Annotated in this window: 22 protein-coding genes; 15 read left to right on the top strand and 7 right to left on the bottom strand. The window is 54.5% G+C overall.

What is annotated here, in order from left to right:
- Window positions 1-531: 531 nt before the first annotated feature.
- From BEI65_RS10940 to BEI65_RS10925, 4 genes are all read left to right on the top strand, one after another.
- Window positions 532-825 (top strand): hypothetical protein, encoded by a 294-nt coding sequence (locus tag BEI65_RS10940; RefSeq protein ID WP_099063348.1) that lies wholly within the window; start codon window positions 532-534, stop codon window positions 823-825.
- Window positions 826-986: 161 nt separating this feature from the next.
- Window positions 987-1,922, top strand: coding sequence for a fimbrial protein (locus BEI65_RS10935; RefSeq protein WP_099063347.1), 936 nt, complete (start codon window positions 987-989; stop codon window positions 1,920-1,922).
- A 7-nt stretch (window positions 1,923-1,929) separates the two neighbouring features.
- Window positions 1,930-2,430: a fimbrial protein gene (locus BEI65_RS10930; protein WP_099063346.1), complete on the top strand. Its 501-nt coding sequence runs from the start codon at window positions 1,930-1,932 to the stop codon at window positions 2,428-2,430.
- A gap of 150 nt (window positions 2,431-2,580) precedes the next feature.
- Entirely contained in the window at window positions 2,581-3,489 is a 909-nt protein-coding gene (locus tag BEI65_RS10925) for an alpha/beta hydrolase (RefSeq protein ID WP_099063345.1), read from the top strand.
- 59 nt (window positions 3,490-3,548) lie between these two features.
- On the opposite strand, the gene BEI65_RS10920 is transcribed toward BEI65_RS10925, so the two are convergent.
- From BEI65_RS10920 to BEI65_RS10895, 6 genes are read right to left on the bottom strand one after another with little or no spacing between them, the layout of a single operon-like run.
- Window positions 3,549-3,878: a hypothetical protein gene (locus BEI65_RS10920; protein ID WP_099063344.1), complete on the bottom strand. Its 330-nt coding sequence runs from the start codon at window positions 3,876-3,878 to the stop codon at window positions 3,549-3,551.
- Between the two features lie 11 nt (window positions 3,879-3,889).
- On the bottom strand, window positions 3,890-6,199 hold the full coding sequence (locus BEI65_RS10915; protein ID WP_099063343.1) for a type VI secretion system Vgr family protein: 2,310 nt from the start codon (window positions 6,197-6,199) through the stop codon (window positions 3,890-3,892).
- A 46-nt stretch (window positions 6,200-6,245) separates the two neighbouring features.
- Window positions 6,246-6,638 (bottom strand): DUF4150 domain-containing protein, encoded by a 393-nt coding sequence (locus BEI65_RS10910; RefSeq protein WP_012146887.1) that lies wholly within the window; start codon window positions 6,636-6,638, stop codon window positions 6,246-6,248.
- Window positions 6,639-6,648: 10 nt separating this feature from the next.
- Complete coding sequence (locus tag BEI65_RS10905; protein ID WP_099063342.1) at window positions 6,649-7,254, bottom strand: DUF3540 domain-containing protein; 606 nt, start codon at window positions 7,252-7,254, stop codon at window positions 6,649-6,651.
- Between the two features lie 9 nt (window positions 7,255-7,263).
- Window positions 7,264-8,334, bottom strand: a complete 1,071-nt coding sequence (locus tag BEI65_RS10900) for a pentapeptide repeat-containing protein (RefSeq protein ID WP_099063341.1) — start codon at window positions 8,332-8,334, stop codon at window positions 7,264-7,266.
- Window positions 8,331-10,865: a DUF2169 domain-containing protein gene (locus BEI65_RS10895; protein ID WP_099063340.1), complete on the bottom strand. Its 2,535-nt coding sequence runs from the start codon at window positions 10,863-10,865 to the stop codon at window positions 8,331-8,333. Before BEI65_RS10895 ends, BEI65_RS10900 begins: the two co-directional genes overlap by 4 nt.
- Window positions 10,866-11,833: 968 nt before the next feature.
- Here BEI65_RS10895 and BEI65_RS10890 point away from each other — a divergent pair.
- The 9 genes from BEI65_RS10890 to BEI65_RS10850 all read left to right on the top strand — a co-directional run bounded on the left by BEI65_RS10890 (window position 11,834) and on the right by BEI65_RS10850 (window position 22,935).
- Entirely contained in the window at window positions 11,834-12,244 is a 411-nt protein-coding gene (locus BEI65_RS10890) for a GNAT family N-acetyltransferase (protein WP_099063339.1), read from the top strand.
- 25 nt (window positions 12,245-12,269) lie between these two features.
- Entirely contained in the window at window positions 12,270-12,956 is a 687-nt protein-coding gene (locus BEI65_RS10885; protein WP_099063338.1) for a PAS and helix-turn-helix domain-containing protein, read from the top strand.
- Window positions 12,957-12,975: 19 nt separating this feature from the next.
- Window positions 12,976-14,271, top strand: a complete 1,296-nt coding sequence (locus tag BEI65_RS10880; RefSeq protein ID WP_099063337.1) for a cytosine permease — start codon at window positions 12,976-12,978, stop codon at window positions 14,269-14,271.
- Window positions 14,272-14,818: 547 nt separating this feature from the next.
- Window positions 14,819-15,433, top strand: coding sequence for a helix-turn-helix transcriptional regulator (locus BEI65_RS10875; protein WP_099063336.1), 615 nt, complete (start codon window positions 14,819-14,821; stop codon window positions 15,431-15,433).
- Entirely contained in the window at window positions 15,434-16,330 is an 897-nt protein-coding gene (locus BEI65_RS10870; protein ID WP_099063335.1) for a queuosine precursor transporter, read from the top strand.
- A complete protein-coding gene (gene queF, locus BEI65_RS10865) occupies window positions 16,308-17,150 on the top strand; it encodes an NADPH-dependent 7-cyano-7-deazaguanine reductase QueF (protein WP_099063334.1) in 843 nt (280 codons plus the stop codon). The genes BEI65_RS10870 and queF overlap by 23 nt, the downstream gene beginning before the upstream one ends.
- Window positions 17,151-17,273: 123 nt before the next feature.
- Window positions 17,274-19,421: a phosphocholine-specific phospholipase C gene (locus BEI65_RS10860; protein ID WP_099063333.1), complete on the top strand. Its 2,148-nt coding sequence runs from the start codon at window positions 17,274-17,276 to the stop codon at window positions 19,419-19,421.
- Window positions 19,422-19,564: 143 nt separating this feature from the next.
- On the top strand, window positions 19,565-20,644 hold the full coding sequence (locus BEI65_RS10855) for an ABC transporter substrate-binding protein (protein ID WP_369804761.1): 1,080 nt from the start codon (window positions 19,565-19,567) through the stop codon (window positions 20,642-20,644).
- Between the two features lie 161 nt (window positions 20,645-20,805).
- Window positions 20,806-22,935, top strand: a complete 2,130-nt coding sequence (locus tag BEI65_RS10850) for a TonB-dependent siderophore receptor (protein ID WP_099063331.1) — start codon at window positions 20,806-20,808, stop codon at window positions 22,933-22,935.
- Between the two features lie 29 nt (window positions 22,936-22,964).
- Here BEI65_RS10850 and BEI65_RS10845 read toward each other — a convergent pair whose 3' ends face one another.
- Complete coding sequence (locus BEI65_RS10845; protein WP_099063404.1) at window positions 22,965-23,861, bottom strand: LysR family transcriptional regulator; 897 nt, start codon at window positions 23,859-23,861, stop codon at window positions 22,965-22,967.
- A gap of 271 nt (window positions 23,862-24,132) precedes the next feature.
- On the opposite strand from BEI65_RS10845, the gene BEI65_RS10840 reads away from it, so the two are divergent.
- Both BEI65_RS10840 and BEI65_RS10835 read left to right on the top strand, forming a co-directional pair.
- Complete coding sequence (locus tag BEI65_RS10840; RefSeq protein ID WP_099063330.1) at window positions 24,133-25,449, top strand: M20 family metallo-hydrolase; 1,317 nt, start codon at window positions 24,133-24,135, stop codon at window positions 25,447-25,449.
- A complete protein-coding gene (locus tag BEI65_RS10835) occupies window positions 25,446-26,897 on the top strand; it encodes a M20 family metallopeptidase (RefSeq protein ID WP_099063329.1) in 1,452 nt (483 codons plus the stop codon). Before BEI65_RS10840 ends, BEI65_RS10835 begins: the two co-directional genes overlap by 4 nt.
- Window positions 26,898-26,966: the final 69 nt, after the last annotated feature.

Genomic DNA, 26,966 nt, shown 5'->3' with positions numbered 1-26,966 from the left:
GGGCGAACAGCAATATAATCACCGGTTCTAGCCAGGTGATGGGGTTTAAAAAAACCAATGAATTAACATATAACAAATAAGCAAACGCATTGAATATTAAAACCGCAAAACCCTAAACTCCCTCTCTTGGTTGGCGATTAATATTCTTGCAAAAGCCTCCCATTAAACAAAGGGTTTTCTTGAGCACCTTTAATATTCGCCATTTATTCCCTGTATCAGGTTAATTTATTGTTATTTTTAGCCTCATAGATCGTAAAATATTCTTTCTTGGAATAAAATCCTGTTTTTTATAATCTGCCAACCAATGAGATCGCAAACTGGCTTTTTATGAATATAATAAACCAAATTATTGGGTTTAAGTATGACATCCCCCCGTTATACCGCCCGGCGAAAAATGGATAGCAAGCAATCTATTTTTCAGCCTAAAAAAACAGATAGGCGTTTGCTTTCTATAGGAATTAAAGCAGGTCTACGAATAGAGAAAGTTTGTTTTTTCAAAATAAACAGCAATAGAAATACAGAGGAAGTGCTATGGAAGCGTTATCCCCGAAACAAAAGGAAGTCCGGCAGCTGCAGCAAGCGCTGCTACAAGCATTATTAACGCAGTCCCCTCAACCCAGCCCTTTCAAAGGGGTACCGCCTCAGCACGAATGGCTGTCAACCAGGCAACTGGCAGACATCATCGATGTAGGGGTTTATCGGGCCAGAAACCTACTGCTGGAAATGGTCGCTAAAGGTGAAGTTGTGGTCTCCTCTGGCTCGATAAAAAACTCCCTTAGATGGTACCCGGCGGCCATTTTCTCCGGCCATGGTGTCACGGTTTAAATCGCCGCTAACCTTATGTTTATAAAAATGAAAAATAAAACATTCCGTAGCGGGCGGGCTATTTTCATCTATAGAACATCAAGCGTTTAGCAAAATCGTTAGCCATCGATTATTGGAATATTATAGTGAGAAAGACATCCGTTTTATTATTACGTTGCTGTTTGGCCGCCTCCTTCTTTTTACTGGTCGGCAATGCCAACGCATTTACCTGCAGAACCTCAGATGGCGGAATAATCCCTCCGGGAGGCTCCAACACACCGGTTGATGTCAGGGTGCGAATCGGCCCGCAGCTGTCTTACGGGAAAAATGAAATTGTTAACGTGAGTCAGGTAACCTGTAAAAACGACGTTGCCAGCTGGTGGGATTACTTAAAAACCGATGCTCCGGCACTGACAATGAATACCGGCATTTTTGGGGCCATTGGCAGCGGTATGACTATTAATGGGGCGGATTATAACTCCCCGGTGTCTTCTAATATCAGCGTATTGAATTTGACTGGCCTGCAGACCAGCAGTGTCGCTATCAGGGTGTTTATCGTATTGAACCGTTTCCCTACGCCAGATATCAAGGTCAATAAAGGTGACGTCATCGGTCAAATCAACTTTCGTCAGACGAACGACCAATCAGGCTGTCCACAATGCGGCCCTTATCGCTGGCGGTTGATTGCCGACAACGACGCCTATTTTGTGACGACCAGTTGCACCATCAACAATGGGCAACAAATTAACGTCGCCTTTGATCAAATCAGGCAGGATTACCTGACGCAAAACGTCAGCGACGCACAAATAAAACAGGACAAGGCGCTGACTTATCAATGTGATGACCAAAGCGCCACCCAAGATATTCTGATCCGTATGGTCAGCGACGCCACCGGATTTTCGAGCGATTTTATTAAAACCAGCAACCCAAACGTCGGTGTTGCCATGGTTTATAAAAATGCGGTGGTGAAACCCAACAACAGCTTTAGAACGCGCATCGTTAATGGCATGGGAAGCGACACCATCACCTTTGTTCCGGTGAAAAACAATGTCCCTTATAACAGTATTGCCACCGGGCCATTATCAGGTTCAGCCACGCTTATTTTCAGCGCACCTTGAGGCAGATATGATCACCATGAAAAAAAGGCACCTTTATCGCCTTATTTTAGCCCTGTCGATTATCAGCTTCGCGGCATCGGCCGCAGATCAGGGGACCAGGGTAAACATCACGGCGACCGTGGTAGCCCCTCCCCCTTGTGTGATCAACGAGGGGCGGACTATCGATGTCGACTTCGGTAAGGTCGGGGTGAACAGAATTGACGGCACTCGCTATATGCAACGAGTGGACTACAGCATCAACTGCGAGTTTCTGGACAACACCAGACAACTCAAGATGAAAATTATGGGCAGTGGGGCGGCTTTTGATGCCAATGTGTTAAACAGCAACATTAACGGATTGGGCATAAAACTGCTGGCGAATGGCAAGGTATTCAATATCAATACGCCGTTGAGCATTGATTACACCAATCCCCCAACCCTGGACGCCGTGCCGGTTAAAAGCTCCGCGCTTGCCTTGAAAGACGGCGACTTTACCAGTGGTGCCACGATGTTGGTCGACTACTTTTAAGCTTTTAACCACGGGGGATATTTACAGGGTGGCATTCAACGAGTGCCCCCTGCCCCAGGAACAAAAACTCGCCTTCCGATCCCGATAGTCATGCCACCTAATTGCCGATGAGATGTTAATATCGACGTTTTTCAGGTGAATAGGCTCTGCATGCCATCTTCTTATCGTCGCTGTCTTACCCTTGTTCTTACGCTGGTTCTTGGCGTGGGCTCGCCTATGCTGGCGCAGGCCAGGCCCGATCTGGAGCGTAAAATTGGCGTAACCGTCGCCGATAGCCAATCACCTGATTACCAGTTCAGCGATTTGCGGTTCAATTCAGCCGATAGCCAACGCCATTACCGCATTCGTATAGCGCAACCACGTATTGCCCCGCCGCCAACCGGCTATCCGGTGGTCTACTTTCTGGATGGCAATGCGGTGCTGATGGAGTTGAATGCCAAATTATTGGCTCAGCTTGCGGCGCAAAAAAAGCCGCCGATATTGGTGCTGCTCAGCTACGACAACGATTTACGTATTGATGCCAACGGTCGCAGCTACGATTACACGCCGGCTCCCCTGCAGACCGGCGAGATGCGGGCCAATGGCGGGGCTGATGCCTTCCTGAAACTGATCGAAGGCCAGGTTAAACCGGCAGTGGCGGCCAGGGTTACTGTCGATCCGCAACAGCAAACACTGTGGGGGCACTCTTATGGTGGCCTGTTCGTTCTGCACACCCTGTTAACCCAACCCGCCGCATTCCAAAATTATGTCGCCGTCGAACCTTCCCTGTGGTGGGGCAATGGCTTTATCCTGCAGGAAGCTCAACGGGTTATGGCTCAGCATCCGGCCATCTCCGCCCATCTGTGGCTGTGGACCGGCGGTGCCGAGAAAATGCGCAGTGCACCGCCCAATATCAAGCAGCAACCGCTACCCACCGACGCGGCTCAGCGCCTGGCCGAACGGCTGGCGACGCTAAACGGGCTTGCCGTGGATTTTCGTGAATGGCCGGGTCTGGATCACGGGGGTATGTTCAGTGCCGCCATCGAGCCGGCATTGAATGAGATCGCAACAGACAACTGAATAACTGGATGCCGTTAATCTGACCCTAAACCCGGGTTGCTGTTTACGGCAGAGCCCTGTTATCTGCTTTTGTCGAAAACAAACATAATATGGTCATCGTCCAGATACTTGATCTCAACCTCACAGCCTTGCTGGACCTTCGATGAATAGAAGGCAGGAATAGTCTCCTTGCCTTCAACCTGTTTGGTCACATCACCTTCATGCCATGAAAGGCGGTATTTTATGTTGGTGGTCCCGTTCTCATTTGAACTGATGTAATGGACTTCTTCTACCAGAGCCTGAATATCTCGCCCCTGCTCCCGAATTTTATGGTCGCGGTTAAAAAGATAGGCAATATAGGCAATGCTGCCCACAATGATAATTACGGAAATAATAATCGCAAACTTCATTGACGCGTCCCTCACATAAACATTGTCATACCGTAAACCGAGGCCATCATTTGGCCATACTGCGCCAACGCACCAGCAAAGGATGCTCGCCCCTCGCTGGTCGCAAGATCAAAAAGCGTCTTATCAAATTTCATATTGGTCATCCCAACCTTAGTGGCCCCGGTGACGCTGAAAGAAGAGCCTTCAGTTACCACTTTCACCGCCGTGAAATCAAAGGAAAACATGGAGGCAGACTCTTTATGATCTTTGTATTCAAAAGCATGTGGCGTCTTGATGCTCACCTTTTCCGCACTGTCGATGGTGATCATTTTCGGTGAGGTGATGGATACCCCCCCTTGTACCGTCTGCGTCCAGCTTCCCAGGATGTCCGTCTTGGCATCCTTGGTGATGGTCTGTACCCGTCCCCCCAAGATCTCGTCCGTGACGTCCTGGGTGACGATATTATGGCGTTTCCCCGTGACTTTGTCATAGCGATCCCCCTTGAGGAAGGAGTCCATGCCGTCGTCATAGGTGCGGGTCACCTTACCGGTAACATGTTGATCTTCTATGCCATCGGTGTCGACGCTCCGCTTTCCTTTAATGGTTAGCGTTTCCCCGCCGCTGGTAATATCCGACGTCCGGCCATTGGTGATCGTGACCTTTTCGCCGTCTTTAAAGGTTTTGGTTTCCGGTTTGTCGACCGTCGTGGTACGTGTGCCGTGGAATTGGAAGATAGCGTTGCCGAACACCTCATCCTTCTGGTCTTTTTGGATGGTCGTGGTGCGGTTACCGTCTACGGCCACCGTTTTATCGTTCTCTACCGAAATATTCATATCTTTTTCGGCATGCAGCTGCACCATCTCCGAGCCCGCTTTATCTTCAAAGAACAGATGGCTGGAATTATCACTGTGGCCGTCTTTAGAGCGCGTCATAAAGCCCATCATGGTAGCGCCGGCGGGCAGCGTCCACGGAGGCATACAGGCTTCGTTATACACTCGGCCGGTGACCATTGGGCGGTCCGGATCGCCATTGATAAAATCAATCACCACCTCATCCCCCACTCGTGGGATTTGCACACCGCCGAAGCCCTGTCCCGCCCAGGCGCTGGAAACTCGTACCCAGCAGGAACTGCTTTCATCCCCTTTCGCCAGACGATCCCAGTGGAACTTCACCTTCACCCGGCCGTATTTATCGGTCCAGATCGACTCCCCTTGTGGCCCCACTACCCGTGCTGTTTGCGGGCCATGGGTACGCGGCCACGGGGTACGCTGTGCGGAGCGGAATGGCGTGCTAACCGGGATCACCACAAAATCAGTGCGATGTACCGCCTCTTCCCCCCCGCTGGCGTAGCTGTTCTCTTCAAGATCGTAACGCGCGCTCAGTACCAGATACTCTCCGCCGTCGCTGGCAAATGGCGGATTGAGCAGGGCAAAGGTACAACCCGGCACAATACCCAGCGCGGTAGCCGTTGCGTCGATGCGCTGATGCTCCGCCTGCCACTCTTCCTGACGCACGCGGGCGTAGGTTTCGCCGTGGCTGTGTTCCACGAAGTGCCCCGGCCAGTCGTAGTAGTCAATCTGGCCCGGTGAAGGTGAGGTTGGGTTCTGTCGTGCCTGGAACAGCCATGCGTTGGGCTTGCGGAAGTCGTAGTCGTCGATGCTGTAGATCCCCGGCGTCACCCGCTCGGATATCGCCCACTGGCCGATCCCCTCTTCGCCGGTGCTGCCACCGGAAGGTGTGGCGTGGTAAGGAATGGCTTCATAGCCGCTAAACGGCTGATGCTGCTGAGGGGCGTCGTACAGTACCATCGTATGTTTATCCGCCTCATGGCGGAAAAAGAAATAGATCCCCTCAAGCTCCATCAGGCGCGAAATAAAGTCGTAGCTGCTCTCCTGGTACTGCACGCAATATTCCCAATTGCGGTAATTACCGGTGAGCTGGTTCTCCATCTGCACGCCGTACTCATCAAGTACCGTTTTGATGATATCCGGCACGCGCTGGTTCTGGAATATTCGCTGGTTGCGATCCCGCTTCAGCGGCCACAGGTCCGACTCCATGGTCAGCGTGTAAACCACGTAACGTTCACCATTTATATCCGCGCTATGCACGTTGACCCGGGTGATTTTACCGTTGAGATAGCGTGGTGCGGCGAGCAGCCCCTGAGTAGGGATAGTCAGGGTAATCGACTGACCCAGCATGGCCCTGCGGTCGAGGCGGGCATGGGTGCTGAGTAACGTCACGTTCAATTCAAATGAACGAGAAACGACTTCCTCACCGTTAAGTTTCCAGAACTTCAGCGTTCCCTCGCCCGCAGGCGTTGTTGCCGTGATACGGTCAAACATAGCTTCTTACCCCTATAACTAAGACAGCGTTATGCCGCTCTGCCACTCATGGCGCCAGCATCAGGACTTTGAATTGACTGGGTACCGCGCGTATCCCCACGGCATTGGTTGAATTCTGCAGGCTGACGCTGGTCAGGCGAGTCGCCGGCGTGCCTTTCAGCAGTACGGTAAAGGAACCGGTGAGATGACGCGACGGCCCCATCACGGTACCTGACGCCACGCCGGTAGCGACGCCGGGGTTATCCCCGTTGGTCAGCGGCGTCACCGTTGCCATGTTATGGGCAGGCATGCCCATAAACAGAATATTCAGCGCATTGGGGACCGCCGTTGGCCCAAGAGCGATATCCGGATAAGGTATCGGGGTTGGCGTCGGCATCGGCGTCATGCAGACATCGGGAAAGGCCAAATCGGTGCCCATCAGTTGACAGTTGGCAAACATCGCGGCCTCCTCAGCCCATATGGATCTGTTCGGCATCCACTTTGGTGATTGCCTTCGAGGTAATAACGGTATTTTGCGCATGCAGACGCGCATAATCTTCGGCCTGCATGTCCAGTTGCCCGGCACGCACTTGCTCTGTCTGACGCGTAGTACGCAGCAGGTTATGGCTCACCTGAGTCACGGTTTGCCAGACTGACTCCGCATGCTTGCCCACCATGCGCGAAAGGCTTACCCAGGCGGAAAGTTTGTCGCCGCTGTACTGCATTTCGCTGATATGGCAGTCGCCTTGTCTGGCGCTGACGCGCAATGCCTCACTGCTGAGGCTGATTTCGCCGCGGCTGCGGATATGCAAATCGCCCGGTACGCTCAGTTCGGCCATTTCCGGGTTGGCACGTTCCAGCACCGCCAGTAGCCACACCTGATTATCCACGCTGGTGATGAGCACCAGATCCCCGGTCTGCGGGGCAATAACACAGCTGGCGGCACGCTGACAGTGCCAACCGCGCCCTTCACTCTCCACGCTCAGGCTCCCGTTGGAAAAACAGTGGGTGACAATCCCCGCGCTCTGTAACGGCGGTACCACTGCCTGTGCCAGCCTGTGATTGATATTGTTCATCTTCTCTCCTTAACGACGGCTCTGATGCTGGAGGCTCCAGGCCTCAGCGGCCAGTAACTCTTCATCATATTCAAGGATGCCCCGACGATCGGAAAAATGGGCCCCCTCCTGCCGCGCCCGGTGAAACCGGGTACGGGAAAATGTGGCACTTCGGAAATCGGCCCCGCTCAGATCGGCACCGGTGAAATCGCTGTAAGTCAGGTCGCTCATGGCAAAACGGCTACCTTCAGCCTTCACCTGCTGCAGAATGCTCTGGAACAGGCGACTGTGACTAAAGTCGGCCTGGTGTAACGTGGCGCCGATGAACAGCGCCTGATCAAACAAACTGCCCTGGCAAGCGGCACCGGTGAGATCCGCACTCATAAACAGCGCCTGACTGGCGTTCACCTTCGTGAGTTGGGCATTTTTTAGCGAAGCGCCTTTGAAATTGCATTGCGTCAGCTGCGCCCCGCTAAAATCCACCGCATCGAGCTGATTATCAGTAAACTGACAGCCACTAAAGCGCTGCCGGGCATAGTTTTTTCCGCGTTGATCGCAGTTGAAAAACACCGCCCGGTCGAATTGGCTGTTGCCCAGACGGGTAGTACGCAAATCGAGATTGAAAAAGGTCGTCAGCAGGCACTGGCACTGCTCCAGTTGCGCTTCATCCAACGAGCTTTCGAAGAAGGTGGTACGTTCCAGTGTGGACTGGTTGAAGCTGCTGCCGGAAAGCGGGCTGCGCATAAATTGGGTAGCGTCAAATCTGCTGCGGGAAAAATCGCTGTTGCCAAGATCACAATGATTAAAGATGCACTGCGTCATTAACGTGTCGCTGGCACTGATGGCCTTCATCTCACAGTCGTTAAACACGCTCTGCTGCATGCTTGCACCGCTCAGCCTTGCCCCATTCAACGGACACTCATTGAACACCGTCTCATGTAAATTAGCCGCCTGGAGGTTCGCCCCATTCAGTGAGACATCCTGAAAGATACCGCCGGACAGGTCGCACCCTTGCAGATCCAGGCCATCCAGGTTGCACGCGTTAATCATCTCGCCATTTTTAATTTTCTGCTGTAGCTCTGTCGCGCTCAGCGTCGTCATGACAGTTCCTCATCACGTTTCGGCAGCGTTTTCACCCGACTGGTATAGGCATTGTCCAGCCGCGTCTCCATATTGATAAAAGATTGTGACAAATCGGCGCGGAACAGGTTGGCGCCGGTAAAGTCCGCGCCGCCCAGTTGGGCTTTCTGCAACAGTGCCCCCATAAGGTTAGCACCGGTGAAATTGACCTGACGGAAATCGGTGCGGATCAACAGGCTTCCCATCAGGTTGGCGCGGGTGAAATCCGCCCTCTGGCAATCCGCCTCGCTGAGATCGCTGTTCTCCAGCTTTGCCAGCCTAAAGTTGGCCTGCGTCAGTAAAACCTGGCGCAGGTTGCTCTCCTTCAGCGTCGCCTCGCTAAAGTCCGCGCCGCTTAAATCGCTTGCCATTACGGCGGCGCAGGTCAACAGCGTAGCCGCTTTAAACTGGGCTTGCGGCAGTTTGCTCTCCACCCAGTTACAGCTTTCAAGCCACGCGCCGTTGAAGATAACGGCCTGCAACTCACACTGTTGGAACACGGTTTTATGCAGCCTGGCGTGGCTGAAATCGAGCTGCGGCAGCGTTAAGTTCATCACGATGCACTCCTCCAGCGCGGCACGGTGGAAACGGCAGCGGCTGATCCCCACCTGTCGTAGCAACAGCGTTTTTAGTGTGGCATGGCTGAAATCGCACCCTTCAAACAGGGCATCTTCCAGCTGGGTTTCCGTCAGATTGGCACCGCTGAAATCGGTCTGCCGGCACTGTGCCAGCGCCAGGCTAGCCTGGGTCAGATTGCATTCACGCAGCGAGCTATTGCTCAAATCGGACCGCGCCAGCATCGCCTCAGTGAAATCAGCGCCGTCCAACTGACAACCGCTGAGATCGACGCTTTCCAGCAACGCCTTACGGAAATTAGCACCGCGTAAATCCATGCCGGAAAGGTCCGCGCCGGTGAAATCCAACTCGCTGAAATCCCCTCCGCACGCCATAGTGTTCGAGGCGCGCTGACGAATAATCCTGGCGATATCCCCCGTCATGCGTTTCGCCGGCGGTTGATGCTGAACTGCCATCAGATACATCTGGTGCAGCGATTCGCGGCTCTGCGCCAGTTTCTTCTCCGTCATGCTGTCCGCGTGCTGTTGCAGCATCTCCTGCATACGGTGCATCGATTCCGGACCACGTGGGCGATGGTCTTGTTTGGCCCCCTGCCGGGCTTCTACCTCGGCCTGGCGAGCCTCAGCCTGCGCTTTCATCTCTTCAGCCTGACGCTCCAACCGCTCGACAAACTCCGGCAGTTCATCAAGCCGGGGCATCTCTGGCGGCGCAGTATTCGCCAGTAACTCGTCAACGTCCGTCCCCTCGGCTTCCAGCCTGGCGCGGTGCTGTTCCCGCATTTGACTTACCCGGTTTTGCATATTGTTTTGCATCGGGCTAGCTGTTTGCTGCATTTCGCTGTCAATCCAGGGACCGATAATCTCTTCCGGCAACAAATCTTTTTCCCGGAAGGAAAACAGCGCACCCTTGCCTTTATCCAGACGCTGGGCCAGCACCTTGCGATAGTGATTGACCGAACGAGTGGCAGCGTTTTTTTCCAGCGCCGGCATAAGCTGCAGCACGTCCGCCGCATCATCCTCGTTGATGCGGCAACTTCCCTGCCAGATCAATATCATCTGTTCCAGATGCGGGAAGAACCAGACCGTGGTGGCACACAGCGCAATTTCTTCAAACAACGTTTCATCACCACGCTGACGATTGATAAAGCAGCGCGCCCGCCACGGCGGTAGCCTGCCCGACTGTAATGGTTTCTCCGGATGCATATTCCAGATATGCCACTCGGCTTCGGGCGGCAACTCATCCTGTTCCGGCCACCACTGATCCGGGCTGGCCGCGTTAAATACACGCCAGTCGGCATCGCGGGCAAGACCAGGAAAGTCATTCTTCAACCAGTTGGCATCATAGGCTTTGCCCATGCGCTTAAAACGACGTGGCCAGGTCATGTCCAGCGGCCCAAAACTTGCCGGTTCGGGCTGCTGACGCGGTGAAGTCATGCGCAGATGCTGCGATTCGATATTCGGCAGGCGACGGTAACCCCCCTCCTTATGCTGCTCCTCCGCTGCACCGATACCATGAGGGTTCTCTTCGTATCCTGTGCCACCAAAAGCACGGCTCCAGTCGAGGCGCATCGATTCAAAATTGCGCGGCGGGGTAGGATGTGAACCAGACCAGATGCGATCGCCAAAAGCCAGCAGGGTCTTACTGAGGTTTCCCACGTTGATACGTACTGCGCAGCTGTTCTTTTCCTTCTGGTGATGAGTATAAGCATTACCCGTCGCCAGAAATTCGGCCCGGACTTTCGGTATCGCCACATCGATGACGCCGCCGCTGGTTTGCAATTCAGCCGCCGCCAGTTGCCATAGCTCGACTTCCGGGCGCAACTGGGGCGTTGCGCCCATATCCAGCAATGCCATCACGGAAACGCCAAGATAATTTTTACCCTGTAAGCGGAAAGGTCGATTTAATACGCTCAGACGCAGAGGCTTAATAATCTTCATATAATGCGCCTTTAGGCAGCCAGTTAATGAACGCGGTTAAAAAGTGGGATAATGCATCTGACTAGGGTTCTATCGCATTAACCGAATGAGTGCAAGATGGGGCTCTTAATGATTATTCCCCTAAGCCAGAGAATAAAGGATATCTATTGCAGCAAGTCACGCAGGGTTGGTGATACTTCCCCTTCCCAGGCCAAGCGCTGGCGGGGCTAGCGTTTTCTGGCATTCCCCCCTGGTCTCAAATGAGACCGGCTGAAGGCCTGGAATTAAGATTAGTCTTAATTCACGATAGTGCACTGCTATTTTTTTGCATTAATCCAAAGCAGGTTCTATTACTAATAAGCCCCAAACCCTTCCATTATTAATAATAGGTTGCGTATCATGACTACAGATATGAATTTTAAGCTGGAGGGCGTGGCGGGAAAATCAAAGGATTAAATCACAGACCGTTCAGGCCCTGATGGATAAAACCGTGCAGGTTATTTTGAAATACGGTGAGTAGCATTTAGCCGTTGGTCTTCACCCCGCATTAAAGCAAATGAATAACACCTGTCTCCCCTGCTCCCCTCTGACAAGCTGCCGGTAAAACCCAGCACTTTTTCGGCCGACGGCCGACGATGCCCATGGGCAGATTTGTGCACGGATCCATCAGAAGGCTGAACGTGGCGGCTCCCCTTTGGCAAGTTAGCTTGCTCTACCGGTGGAGCCTGAAGGACTAAAGTATTTCCTGGATGAGGCCCTGGTGAGGCACAATAGGAAGATATTGACTGAGCAAGGCTGACCGCTATTTATTACCGCGTATTACGCTATTTTCCAGCCTCGTCACAGTTAATATAAACGCTTGGCCCCCTGACGGGAACGGGTGAAAACCACCCTTGTAATACATTACGAAAAGTGATAGTTAAACCCGTTGGCATGCATCAATTTGATTGTGCGAACTAATTATTATCACAGGGAATTATATTACATCCATGAAAATAAATATTACCGACCAGCCAAATCCGCAAGACGAAGAGTTCGTTATTGACAGCCTTTGGGGTCACAACGAAAAAACCGAACACGTTGATATCCACCCTCTGTTCCTGACCGTGACCGACGATGAAGGTAAAATTGTTGCCGGCCTGGTGGCCAGAACCTGGTGGGGTGGGCTTGAGGTGCAGTATCTTTGGGTCAGCGACCAACATCGTAAAAGCGGCTATGGCCGTCAACTGATGCTCCAGGCCGAAGAAGAGGCCCTGAAGCGGGGTTGCCATATGGCCTATGTGGATACCTTCGACTTCCAGGCACGCGGCTTTTACGAAAAATTGGGCTATCAGGTGTACGGTAATTTAGGCGGCTATGCCAAGAAACACACCCGTCACTACCTGGCAAAAGAGATTTAACCCAGTTTTAATCGGTGAGGTCAGAATGGATTCGCCCGACAATAATGAATTTTATTTGAAAGGTCTGATTGCCATGATGGAGCACTTAAGTGAGCCATGGGGCATTAAGGATCTGGCATCCCGACATATTTACATGAACCGAGCCGCCTACCTCTATACCAACACACCGTTGAATTTTGATATAGCCGGTAAGCTGGACGACGAGTTCCCCGCCGACTGGGCCGAATGCGCGGCCGATTTTGTAGAACACGACAAAATGACGGAAGTCTCGCGCGATCGGGTTGCCGTAATAGAAACACATTATTGGTACGGCAAAGACAGCCTGACGCCGTTTATCAGTGAAAAGCTGCCGATTTATAACGATAAAAAAGAAGTGTTTGGGGTGATGTGGAACGCCAAACCGCTTAACACTTTATCCCCATTGAAATTTATCAATCATCAAAAACCCAGCGTTCTGACCACGGAAACCAACAGCGCTATTTTCACCCGAGCCGAACTTGATGTGATATTTTTAATGCTGCAACGGCTGTCGGTAAAAGAGATCGCCAAAATATACAATATCAGCAATAAAACCATAGAAAATAGAATATATAACATCTATCAAAAATCAGATGTCCACACACAGCAGCAGTTTGAAGAATTTTGCAAATATGCGCATCTGGACAATTACATTCCCGATCGCCTGATAGCAAAAGGCATTCAGTTTATTTAATAGCAAGGAATACCTCACCGTGATCAAAATTGAAGACTATCCGCTAACCCGGGTACCTCAGGATAAAAGAGTCTCGTTTTTAAGCGTCGCCATTGTGCATATGGGCATGCTGACCGCTCTGGATCAGTTTATGCTGGGTGCCGTATTGGGTCACTCGATGACGCTGTTCGATGCCTTCACCGCCATTTTCGTCGGCAGTCTGATCTTTGGCGTAGTGACCTACGGCCTCGGGCTGGCGGGCATGCGCGAAGGGATCTCCGGCAGCCTGCTGGCCCGCTGGTGCGGCTTTGGCCGACTGGGATCGGTGCTGATTGGTGTGGTGGTGGCCGTCAGCCTGCTGGGCTGGTTTGGCATACAGAACGCCATCTTCGCCAAATCGCTGGATTTCGCCCTGGGGAACAAGTTGGGCTTTGGCCTGGCGGCCGGTCTGTCCGGTACCCTGCTGACCATTCTGGTGGCCTTTGGCTTCAAGGCATTGCGCATCGCCGCCCGGATTGCGGTGCCGATGTTTATTATGCTGGTGGCCTATATCTCTTACATCACCCTCACCGGCCATAATCTGCCGGAGATTATCCAAATGATGCCGCCTGGCGATCCACTGTCGATCAGCGCCGGTATCACCATTGTGGTCGGCGGCGCCATTGTCGCCAGCCTGATGACCCCCGATCTGACGCGTTATTCCAAAAACGGCAAGCACGTGCTTGGCGTAACCCTTCTCACTATTGTCGCCGGGGAGTTCGTGGTTAACGGTCTGGCGCTGCTGATCGCCAAAACGCTTGGCACGGCGGATGTCGTCACCATTATGTCGCAAGTCGCCGGCGGTGCGGGTCTGCTGGTGGTGGTGTTCTCCACCTTAAGGGTGAATGACCTCAACCTGTACTCATCGTCACTGGGCATCGTCAATGCGGTTGAAGGCATGACCGGTAAAAGGCTGAAATACACCGCTACCACGCTGGTGATTGGCGTTTTGGGCACCACGCTTTCGGTGCTGGGGATCCTCGACCGGTTTGTCGATTTCCTGACGGTGCTGGGCGTGGTGTTCCCACCAATTATCGGTGTGATGCTGGTGGATTATTACTTGCTGCGCACCCACCGTAAAATTCTGGATGAGAGCCGCCGGGAAGGCAAACTGCCCGATCAGACGCCGACCATTGGCTGGGCGGCTATCATCGCCAGCATTGCCGGTAGCATCGTCGGGTTAGTGACCGAGTGGGGCGTGCCGACCATCAACTCATTGCTGGCCGCCAGCCTGTTGTATTGGCTATTCAAGTTGGCGCTAAATCGCGCTCAGAAACCGGCCCCAGTACAAGGCTGAGCCGATCGCTAGCGGCAAAATGTCATCGCCACTCTCCAGCAACTGGGGAGTGGCAAAACAAGAAACTGGGGATCTGACGAACGGAAAGCGGTGGTTTTAAAACTGAAGACGTATTTGGAATTCCCTGGTGTCGGTAGCTAAAACATCCTTTAATACCCAGAGAATGGAAACGCCTCCCTCCCTGAGCTTTTTATTATAGAAGTTGTCAGACAATCGTTTATTAACCGTTTTGACCGTCAAGAAACACTTCAGTGTGCGTGAACAGTAGCTCACAAAAACCACTGTGGTCAACACAAAAGTAGACACAAAACTCACTTTTATGTCTACTTATTCGAACCTGTAACCTAAGCAGTTGATTTATATTTAATTACTTTTGATTTACATTTCATTCATCATAATAAAATCATCATTGGCCGTGATGCCGGGTAGTTGAACATCCATTTTCAAAGAGTAATCAGCCGCTTACCGCCCCTCTTGTGGTGTCAGTTCTGGACAATACCGATGCGTGCGATATAGTGAAGCCGCCAGAATATTGTAAGGAATGCTTATGAAGACCACTAACGCCCAGCGCAAAAGTAACATCATTAAGAATATTGAATATCTGATGCGCACCCGTGGCGAAACCAAGGCATCCTTCTCTAGTCGTACTGGCCTGACACGAACCACTATCTACAAGATCCTCGACGGACGGGTCAACAACGTGCAGCAGGCCACCGTTAATCGGATTTCAGATTTCTTTGGGGTTTCCTGCGAAGAGATCGAAGACTATGATTTGGAAAAGCTGGAACTGCTCAATGAGACGCTGTCCACCGAAGGCAATAAAAACCCTTCCGCGATCCCTGTTATTCCGCAGTCCTGTTTTTTAGCGGCTACCGGCAAGAAGATCGGCCAACTGGTCACCGAATTCCCTTTGACTTATTTCTTCGGCGATGAGTCAAATATGGTAGCAATGAGAATAGAGACCGAAATAAAAGGTTCATTTATCCCAGGCGAGGTGATTATTATAAAACGCCCGCCGGTATTAGTTTGCGATTCGCCTTTATTGTATCACTCGGGAAAATACGGCTTCTTTGTGGTTAACGACAAAGAAGAAAGTAGCATGGAGAAAAATCATCAGGATACCGTGCAATTCCTGGGTTATATCTTTGGAGAAAGGCTATAAATGGAACCGAATCAAAAGTTCAAGCTATTGGGCTTTACCCGGCATGGCACTCTGGCTGCCAATGTCATGGTATTAGCCACCGGCAAAACCATTACCATGGGGCTGAATGAACTGGCCGACAGCGATATATCGGAAGATCTGAGTCGGCATGAACTGCAGGCGCTGTATAGAAAAATCTACGGTAACAATCAGCAGCAAACCGCCTATGAGCTCAGCGATCGTCATGAACGATCCTGGTACGCCTACCTGATCATTACCGTGGCGCTCAGCGTGATTTATATCTTCTCAACCCTGTGCGGCGTCAAACCGATTCAAATCCCCGCACTGAACCTGATCACGCCCCCGGCAATATTTATTTACCCCCTCACCTTTATCCTGGTGGATATTCTGAACGAGTTTTACGGACTGCGGCTGGCCAGGCGCACCATTATCATCTCGTTTATGGCCAACCTGATTTTTGTGCTGGGCGTTTGGGCGACCACGCTGGTACCGAGCATTCCGCAGTGGGAGTTCAGCAAGACTTATGACGGCATCGTCCACAGCATCATGGCGGTGTTGGTGGCTTCATCCGCGGCTTATTTAATCTCCGAGAACGTCAACTCCTACCTGCTGTGCAAAATCAAGGAACTGACCAACTCTCGCTATCTGTTTGTGCGGGTGATCACCAGCACCGTGGTGGCCTCGGCCATCGACAGCGTGGTGTTCTGTACCCTGGCGTTCTACAACGTGCTGAGCTGGGACATCATCAAAACCATGATCCTGTCGCAGTTCCTGATCAAGGTGGTCTACGCCCTGGTCGGCGTTGGGCCGATTTACGCCGCCCGCAGCCTGTTTAACCGTTATATCAATACCGATCTTGCAAGGAGCAATGAATATGCATATCAAAAAACAAGATAAAATCACTCATCTTGGCGCCAACTCCGATTACCCGGACCAGTATGCTCCCGAGTTGCTCGAAGCCCTGCCGCGCGCTCGCGGCCGTGATCTGATCGGCGTAGATGAACAGCAGCTGCCATTCCACGGCTATGACCTATGGACCGCCTTCGAGCTGTCCTGGCTCAACGCCAAAGGCAAGCCGGTGGTCGGTATCGGTGAGTTCACCCTGCCCCATTCCTCCACCAACCTGATCGAGTCCAAGTCATTCAAGCTGTATCTCAACAGCTTTAACCAGACGCGCTTCGACAGCGTGGAACAGGTCAGTGCCGCGATGCAAAAAGATCTGTCGCAGGCCGCCAACGGTCAGGTCGGGGTGAAGCTGTATCCGGGATTAGACGGTTATTCATCGCAGATCGACAGCCTGCCGGGCATCAATATTGACGATCTGGATATCGCCGTGGATGACTTTGACTTCAAACCGGAATATCTGGACGGTGCCGCCAGCGAACAGGCGGAAACGGTAACGGAGACACTGTCCTCCAACCTGCTGAAATCCAATTGTCTGGTCACCAACCAGCCGGACTGGGGCAGCGTAGTGATCCACTATCAGGGCCGGAAAATCGATCGCGAACGCCTGCTGCGCTACCTGATCTCCTTCCGTCAGCATAATGAGTTCCACGAGCAGTGTGTCGAACGCATTTTTAACGACATCAAGCAAAGCTGCCGACCGGAAAAACTCAGCGTGTTCGCCCGCTACACCCGTCGTGGCGGCCTGGACATCAACCCGTTCCGCAGCGATTTCGAAACGGCGCCGACCCTGGGTCGTTTGATCCGGCAGTAACCGTTCATCTTGTCATGCCCCCGCCCGGGGGCATTATTTTTCCCCGTCATCTGCTTGTTATTTTTCGCCATTACCGTCGTTAACCACTATCTTCAAAACAACCCTCAGGGAGATTAACGACGCATGCCTGACTTTTCGCGTAGAGAAATACTGCGGGCTGCCGCCATCGGATCGGCCTTTACACTGTTACCCGCCTCGATCCGCAAAGCGCTGGCAATCCCCGCCAATAACCGCACCGGCACGATTAACGATGTCGAACACGTGGTGATCCTGATGCAGGAAAACCGCTCCTTCGACCATTATTTCGGCACCCTGCCCGGCGTGCGTGGCTTTAGCGATCGCTTCACCATTCCCTTGCCCGGTGACCGTCACGTCTGGCAGCAGCAAGGGGAACAGCGGCTGGTGTTGCCTTACCATCTGGACAGCAAGCGCGGCAACGCCCAGCGGGTTAGCGGCACGCCGCATTCGTGGGTCGATGAGCAATCCGCCTGGGACAGCGGCCGCATGAGCGCCTGGCCGACCTACAAAACGCCCACCTCGATGGGGTATTACCGTCGGCACGAGCTGCCGTTCCAGTTTGCGCTGGCCGAAACCTTCACCCTGTGCGACGCCTATCATTGCTCGATCCACGCCGGTACCAATACCAACCGCTTGTTCCACTGGACCGGCACCAACGGCCCGACGGCGGCCGGGGTCGCGGTAGTGGTCAACGAGTGGGACAGCCCCGGTCCGGTTGAGATCGGCTACCAATGGCAGACCTATCCGGAACGACTGGAAGCCAGCGGCGTCAGTTGGAAGGTCTATCAATTTTTGCCGGATAACTTCACCGATAACCCGCTGGCGGGTTTCCGCCAGTACCGCGCCGCCAGCGTTAAGGTCGGCAACCCGGCGCAGCCACCGAAAGATTTCACCGCCTTTGTGCCTTACCGCGATGAGCTCAATGCCGATGCGCCGCTGTATAAGGGCAATGGCAACACGCTACCGGCCGCCGACGGCAACGATTTGGACGCGATGCTGGCCGGTTTCCGCCACGACGTACAGCAGGGTAAACTGCCGCAGGTGAGCTGGATCATCGCCCCGGCGGCCTACTCGGAACATCCCGGCCCTTCCAGCCCGGTGCAGGGCGGCTGGTTTACCCAGGAGATCCTCAACGCGCTGACGGATAACCCCGAGGTGTGGAGCAAAACCGTACTGCTGGTTAATTACGACGAGAACGACGGCTTCTTCGACCATATGCCTTCTCCTTCTGCGCCGTCATTACGTGAAGACGGCAGCTTCGCCGGTAAATCGACGGTGCCGTTCGACAGTGAAATCTTCCAGCACGTCGCCCCACCCGGTTCACAAGAGCAACCGCCGCCGGACGGCCGTATCTATGGCCCCGGCCCGCGGGTACCGATGCTGGTGCTGTCCCCCTGGAGCCGTGGCGGCTGGGTCAATTCACAGGTCTTCGACCACACATCGGTACTGCAATTTTTGGAGCAACGTTTCCAGGTGCATGAACCGAACATCAGCGCCTGGCGACGGGCGGTGTGTGGCGATCTCACTTCGGCATTCAACTTTGTCGATCCCAACAACGAAACCTTGCCCAGCCTGCCGGCCACCAGCCGTCACGCCGCCGAAAGTCTGCGCCAGCGGCAGGAACAGTTGCCGCAGGTGCCCTTGCCAGCGGTGGATCGCCAGCAGTTGCCGCACCAGTCCCGGTTGGCACGCCCGTCGCGTGCATTGCCTTACCAACTTCACGTTGAGGCCACCGCTTCCCCCGAACAAAAGAGGCTGACGCTCAACCTGTTTAATACTGGCGAACAAGGCGCGGTATTTCATGTTTATGACCGACTGAATCTGGATCAGATCCCACGGCGCTATACCGTCGAGGCCGGTAAGGCCGTCAGTGATAACTGGCCGACGGAGGACAAATACCACCTGTGGTTACTGGGCCCCAACGGTTTTCATCGTGAACTGCGTGGCAGCGTTCAGCAGCCACAGCCAGAAGTGCGGCTGACCCCGCAGGGTGACCGCCTGTCGCTAACCCTGACTAACCCCGGCAGTCAGGCGACAACGGTGACTATTGCCCGCTGCCCCTATACGCAAAACGGCCCCTGGCAGATTGAATTGCCGGCGGGTGGTCGCCACCAGCAAGCCTTTGACGCCAAAGTCAGCGGGGGTTGGTACGATCTTTCACTGCAGGATCCACAGGGTTGGCAACGTCGGCTGGCCGGCCGTCTGGAGAACGGCGAGCACAGCGTCAGCGATCCGCTGATGGGCAAAGCTTAAGATATCCTCATTAGGGTGTTCAAAAAGCGAAAGGATATGGATTATCATTAACTTCTTTATTCCATGCCCGATGCTCAAGGATCTCCATGCCTGCCGTTCTTATTGCCAAAGCCAGCCGTTGGCTGGCCGCCTGTGCCCTGCTGATGGCCTGCGCCGTTCAGGCCGCCCCTATCGTCGTCACCGACGTCGCCGGGCGCCAGGTCACCCTGCCGCAACCGGCCAAACGCGTGATCCTGGCCGATGCCCGTGCGCTGCTGGCACTGAATATTTTGCATCCGCAGGAGCCGTTGAAAAATATCATCGCCTGGGATAATTCGCTGAAGGTGAAGGCACCGGACCTGGTGGAGGCCTACGCGAAGAAATTCCCACAGGTGATGAAGATCCCCACCTTCGACAACCCTTACGTCAGCGATTTCAGCGTGGAAAGTGCGGTGGTGCGCAAGCCGGACCTGATCATTTTCGACATCGGCCTGCTGAGTAAGCTGAAAGACAGCGGCGTACTGGCCCAACTGGAAAAAATCGGCATCCCGGTACTGATTATCGATTTTCGCCAGCAGCCGCTGACCAATACCGTTGCCAGCATGCAGTTGCTGGGCAAAGTGTTTGATGAGCAACAAAACGCCGACGCCTTTATCCAGCTCTACCAACAGCGTCTGGATCTGGTACGCCAGCGAGTAGCGACGTTGAAACCGGAACAGCGCCCGAGCGTATTTATCGAACGCAGCGCCGGCATGAAAGGCGAGCAATGTTGCAATACCTTTGGCAAGGGCAGCTTTGGCCAGTTTATTGAAACCGCCGGCGGCAATAACATCGGCAGCAAGCTGTTCGCGGAAATGGGCGGCGAGGTGAATGTAGAACAGATGATTGCCAGCAACCCGGATTTCTATCTGATGACCGGTGCAGACTGGAGCCGCGGCCATAAAGGCACACAGGCGGTGCCGCTGGGTTATGCCACCGATGCCGCCACCACCCAGCAGAAGCTGGGGGTACTGATGAACCGCACCGGCCTGAACGTGCTGAAGGCGGTAAAAGAAAAACGCGTAATGGCGATTTATCACCAATTCTATGACTCACCGCTGAATTTTATTGCGGTCGAGGCAATCGCTAAACTCCTGCACCCGGACTTATTTAAAGACATTGATCCGCAAGCAGATATTGAGATGGTACATCAAAAATTCACCGCGCTGGATTACAGCGGCGTGTTCTGGGTCACCGCAAAATAACCCCGTGTCAGGGCCCGCCAGCCGGGTCCTGACATCCTCGCTCACCCTTTAGTTACCCACTGAATTATTCCGCAATAAAGTTATTTACTTGCCAATAATTATCATTAAGATTGTCATTTCTAAAAAAACACATCTGGGTTTGAAACTTTTAAGGCATTATTATGTCAATCCTTTTTCGTCTTTCGCTGCTGGCGGCTTCCGTTGCCATGGCGCTGCCCGTCCTTGCTGCTGATAACAAATCTCAAAATGACGCCCCCGCTGACAACATTACCGTGGTCGGCAACTGGTTGGATAACCCGGACACCAGTTCGGTGTTGCTCAATCACCCTGGCGCACGCTCTATCGTCACCGAACAACAGATGCATGAACAAGGCGACCAGACCATCGCCGATACCCTGCGCGGCGTACCAGGCGTTCAGGTACGTGACAGCAACGGTACTGGCGGCAGCGATATTTCGCTCAACGTCGGCGTGCGCGGCCTGACTTCTCGTCTTTCCCCACGATCTACCATCCTGATGGACGGTGTGCCTTTGGCGGTAGCCCCTTACGGCCAGCCACAGCTGTCGATGGCACCACTTTCCATTGGCAGTCTGCAGTCGGTTGATGTGGTGCGTGGCGGCGGCGCGGTACGCTACGGGCCGCAAAACGTCGGCGGCGTGATTAACTTCGTCACCAAAGACATTCCGAAAACCTTCGGTGGCTCAGCCAGTGTGCAAACCCAGGGTGCCAGCCACGGCGGGTTGAAAACCCTGACCAGCACTTCACTCGGCGGCACCGCCGACAACGGCTTCGGTGCCGAATTGCTGTACTCCGGCCTGCACGGCCAGGGCTATCGCGACAATAACGACAACACCGACATCGATGACTTCATGCTGAAAACGCGCTATGCGTTTACCGATCGCGATGAGCTGCTGGCCAATTTTCACTATTACGACGCCAAAGCCGGTATGCCGGGCGGGCTGAGCAGCGCGCAATACGCGCAGAACCCGTTCCAGTCGACCCGCCCGTGGGACCAGTTCGAAGGCCGTCGCAAGGACATGTCGTTCAAATATAAGCATCAGGAAGACGACAAACAGTTCGAAGTGCTGACCTACTTCACCGACAGTTATCGCGGCAGCAGCATCGAATCGGAAGGCACCGGCAAGAATGCGGGCATGAAACGTATGGTGTCCTACCCACGCCACTACTCCACCTGGGCGATTGAACCCAGCTATTCGCAGATCTTCCGTTTCTGGGACATGGCACACGAGATCACCCTCGGCTACCGCTACCTGAACGAAACCATGGATGAGAAGGCTTCGCGCTCTGCCTGGTATAACCCGGCGGACATCAGCTCCACGCCGGAAACACCGGATTACTACCAGCACACCTCCGGTGGCACCGCCGCTCACGCACTGTACATCGATGACACCATTAACGTCGGCAACTGGACGGTCACACCAGGCCTGCGCTACGAGAGTATCCGCACCCATGTGGACGACGCGTTCAACAACATCAGCCGCGAGAAGAGTTACAGCGAACCGCTGCCGTCGCTGAATGTGATGTACCACATGTCGGACGCCTGGAAGCTATTCGCCAACGCCAATACCTCGTTTGGCAGCATGCAGTACTTCCAGTTGACCAAAGGCGGTAATGGCAACCAGCCGGCACCGGGCCTGACGGCGGAAAAAGCCCATACCTACGAGTTCGGTACCCGCTATGACGACACCATCGTCAAAGCCGAAGCCACGCTGTTCTACATCGACTTCGACAACCAGTTGCAGTACATCAGCAATGATATCGGCTGGACCAATATGGGGGCCACCAAGCACAAGGGCATCGAACTGGCGCTCAGTTACGATCTTAGCGAGCTGAACCGCGCACTGGACGGCGTGAGCGTTTACACCAGCTACACCTACACCAAGGCCAGCACCGACAAGGGCGACTTCGCCGGTAAAGACCTGCCGTTCTATTCACGTCAGGTGTATACCGTCGGCACCCGTTACGCCACCGGCAACTGGGTGTGGAATCTGGACAGCTATGCCCAGTCCAAACAGCATTCGCCGGGTACCGGGCCAGATTATGTGACGCAGGAAAGCGCCGATGGCCAGTTTGGCGACATCGCCGGTTATATGGTGTGGAATATGCGTGGGGAATATAACTTCGGGCCACAGCTGTCGAACCTGACGCTGGGTGCCGGGGTGAAAAACCTGTTCGATCAACGCTACTTCACCCGTTCCAACGACAACAACTTCGGCAAGTATGTCGGTGAACCGCGCACCTTCTTTGTGCAGGGTTCCGTGGCATTCTGAGGTTAGCGCCCTCTCAGGGGGCGCTAATGTCACCGGCAGTGCAACCGGAACAGGCGCGCCAGGTGCGCGCCCATCGGCGTCAGCGTGGTGTCCTTGCGCTGGATCAGATAAAACGTCGCCTTGGGCAGGCTCTCCTCCAGCGCCAGCGGCACCAGATGCTTCCCCAGTATCGGATCGGAGATCACATCCACCGACAGAATGCTGACAAAATCGCTCTGCGCCACCAGGCTGGTACAGGCCATAAAGGTTTCACAGGTGACGCTGATCGACGGCGCCATCCCCAAATCCCCGAACAAATCGTGCAACAAGCGGTAATAGCTGCCCTTTGGCGTCGGCATGGTCCAGTCACAGTGCTGCAGTTGCTTGAGTGACGTCGCCCCCTCCATCGGATGCCCCTTGCGCACCACCACCTTGTACTCTTTTTCCATCAGTCGTTCGTACTGCAACTCATTGTCCAGGCTGCTGGGGTAATAGGTATTGACGGTGAAATCCAGCTCGCCCTGGCGCAGCTCCGGGATCATCGACACCAGTTGCCCTTCAACAATCCGCACTTTGACCTTCGGGTATTCACGGTGGAACTGATTGATGACCTGCGGCATCACGGTGCGCGCAATGCTGCCGCCGACGCCAATATTCACCGAGCCGCCCGCCAACCCCAGCCGCTGCTGGATATCCTCCTGCGCTACCCGCAGCTCTTCGAGGATCAGGCTGGCATGCTGGAAAAAGTTATCGCCGCAGTCGGTCAGTACCACCCCCTGGCTACGGCGGACAAACAGCTTGGCCCCCAGCACCGCTTCCAGCTCTTGAATCGATTTGGTCAGCGCCGGCTGGGAAAGTTGCGAAGTCCGGCTGGCGGCACGGATGCTGCCCTGACGGCTGACTTCTACAAACGCACGTAATTGGTGCAATTTTATTGAGGCGGGCATAGGCGAATGGCGATAACCGTTGTTTATCAATAGCAAGATATTGGCATCTTATTTAGCCCGATTCCATTGTGTACATTCGAAAAAAACATAATAAATAACCAAATTCTTATTTCGCTTAATTAAACGCATTTTCTGCGCCGATAAGCGCATTTCACGGCAGTTAGTCACTAAATACGTCATTTTCATTCCATAGCTTCATCGTCTGATTTCAGTTCAGCGCACCACTGCTGTCCGGCGTTTACCCGGGCGCGATAACTTATGAGATATCCCAATGAATAATCCGCTTTCGATGTTGGTGTCCGATTTGTCTCCGCAGTTGCAGGCCTGGCGCCGCGATTTTCACCGCTATGCCGAGTCCGGCTGGTTTGAGTTCCGCACCGCTACCCTGGTGGCAGAAGAACTGGATCGGCTCGGCTACCGCCTGCAACTGGGGCGCGAAGTGATTAACGCCGATGCCCGCATGGGGCTGCCCTCGGCCGAGGCCCTGCAGGCACAAGAGCAGCGCGCCCGCGAACAGGGCGCACTGGAGAAGTGGTTGCCGCACTTTTCCGGTGGCTTCGCCGGTATTGTCGCCACGCTGGACACCGGCCGCGCCGGCCCGGTGATCGCCTATCGCGTCGACATGGACGCGCTCGATCTCAACGAAAAGCTACAGCCGGATCACCTGCCGTTCCGCGAAGGCTTCGCCTCCTGCAACAGCGGCATGATGCATGCATGCGGTCATGACGGCCACACCACCATTGGGCTGGGGCTGGCGCGGGTATTCAAGAGCCTGGAGCCACAGCTCACCGGCACCATCAAGCTGATTTTCCAACCGGCAGAAGAAGGCACCCGTGGCGCGAAATCCATGGTGGAAGCCGGCGTGGTGGACGACGTTGATTTCTTCACCGCCGTGCACATTGGCACTGGGGTAGCGGCCGGTGAGTTGGTGTGCGGCAGCGACAGCTTTATGGCCACCAGCAAACTGGACGTCACCTACCGCGGCGTAGCCTCTCACGCCGGGGCCAAACCGGAGGATGGCCGTAATGCCCTGCTGGCGGCGGCGCAGGCCACAGTGGGACTGCACGCCATCCCACGCCACAGCGAAGGCAGCTCACGCATCAACGTCGGCGTATTGCAGGCCGGAACCGGCCGCAACGTGATTGCCGATCGGGCATTTATGAAGGTGGAAACCCGCGGGGCCACCAACACCATCAACGAATTTGTTTACCAGCAGGCGCTGAACGTGATCGAAGGCGCGGCCAAAATGCACGGAGTGGAATACGACATCGCCCTGATGGGCGCGGCGCAGAGCAGTAAACCGACCCAGCCCTGGGTGGACTACATTCACCGCCAGGCACAGGAGATTGCCGAACTGACTTCGGTGGTCGATCGCCGCGAGCAGGCCGCCGGTTCAGAAGATGCCACTTACATGATGGAACGGGTGAAATCCCACGGCGGGCAGGCCTCTTACGTGATTTTCGGTACCGAACTGAGCGCCGGACACCACAACGAGAAGTTTGATTTTAACGAACAGGTGCTGGCGGTAGCGGTAAAAACGCTGGCGTCGCTGGCACTCAACCTGCCGACCTTTGGGAGCAAAGCATGAGTAACCCGCAGCTGCTGACGTTTATCAATCAGTACATTGACCAACACCAGCCACGCTTTAGCGCACTGAGTGACAGCATCTGGGATCACCCGGAGACGCGCTTTACCGAAACCTATTCCGCCAATCTGCTGGCCGACGCGCTGGAGCAGGAAGGCTTTACCCTTGAACGCGGCGTTGGCGGCATCGAAACCGCGTTTATCGCCAGCTACGGCAGCGGCCAGCCGGTGATTGCCCTGCTGGGTGAATACGACGCCCTCGCCGGGCTGAGCCAACAGGCCGGTTGTGCCACGCCGCAGCCGCTGGTGGAAAACGGCAACGGCCACGGCTGCGGCCACAATCTGCTGGGCACCGCCGCGCTGGCTGGGGCATTCGCGGTGAAGGCCTGGATGCAGCAACAGCACCTGACCGGCACCGTCCGTTTCTACGGTTGCCCCGGTGAAGAAGGCGGTTCCGGCAAAACCTTTATGGTGCGTGAAGGGCTGTTCGATGACGTCGACGCGGCCCTCACCTGGCACCCGGAAGGCTTCAGCGGCATGTTCAATACCAGCACCCTGGCCAACATACAGGCGGCGTTTCAGTTCAAGGGGATTGCCGCTCATGCCGCCAACTCACCGCACCTGGGCCGCAGTGCGCTGGATGCGGTGACGCTAATGAACACCGGTGCCAACTTCCTGCGCGAGCACATCGTGCAGGAAGCGCGGCTGCACTACGCAATCACCAATACCGGCGGCAGTTCGCCCAACGTAGTACAGGCCGACGCTGAAGTGCTGTACCTGATCCGCGCACCACAGCTCGATCAGGCGCAGGATATTTACCAGCGGGTGATCAACATCGCCAAGGGTGCGGCGCTGATGACCGATACCCAGATGACGGTGCGTTTCGACAAGGCTTGCTCCAACTACGTGCCAAACCGCCGCATGGAACAGGTGATGTATCGCTATGTCTGTGACTTCGGCCTGCCGGAGTACAGCGAGGCAGAACGTAAATTCGCCGGCGAGATCCGCCAAACGCTGAATAAAGACGAGCTGCGTAATGCCAGGCTGAATGTCGCCCGCACCGGCGGCGCAGCCGGGCGCGAATGGGTACAGCAGTTGGGTGACAAGGTGTTGATGGACGAGGTCGCCCCTTATGTGGCATCGGAAGATCTGCTATACGGCTCTACCGACGTCGGCGATGTCAGTTGGGTCGCACCGACCGCCCAGTGCTTCAGTCCGTGCTTCGCCTTCGGTACGCCGCTGCACACCTGGCAACTGGTGGCACAGGGACGTACTTCGATCGCCCACAAAGGCATGTGCCTGGCAGGCAAGGTGATGGCGGCCACCGCCGTCGAGTTGCTGAGCGACAGCGCCCTGTTGGCGGACTGCCGCCACGAGTTCGAACGCCAGCGCGCCGAACAGCCTTATAACTGCCCGATCCCCAAAGACATCAAGCCTTCACCGTTAAAGTAATCACCAAGCTGCAAAGGCCTGGGAAACCGGGCCAGTCATAATAATTATAATTAAATCAAATAATAAAAA

The sequence above is a fragment of the Serratia sp. BW106 genome, from assembly GCF_002607755.1.
Classification (GTDB): domain Bacteria; phylum Pseudomonadota; class Gammaproteobacteria; order Enterobacterales; family Enterobacteriaceae; genus Serratia; species Serratia proteamaculans.
This window is presented reverse-complemented; position numbering and strand designations above follow the sequence as displayed.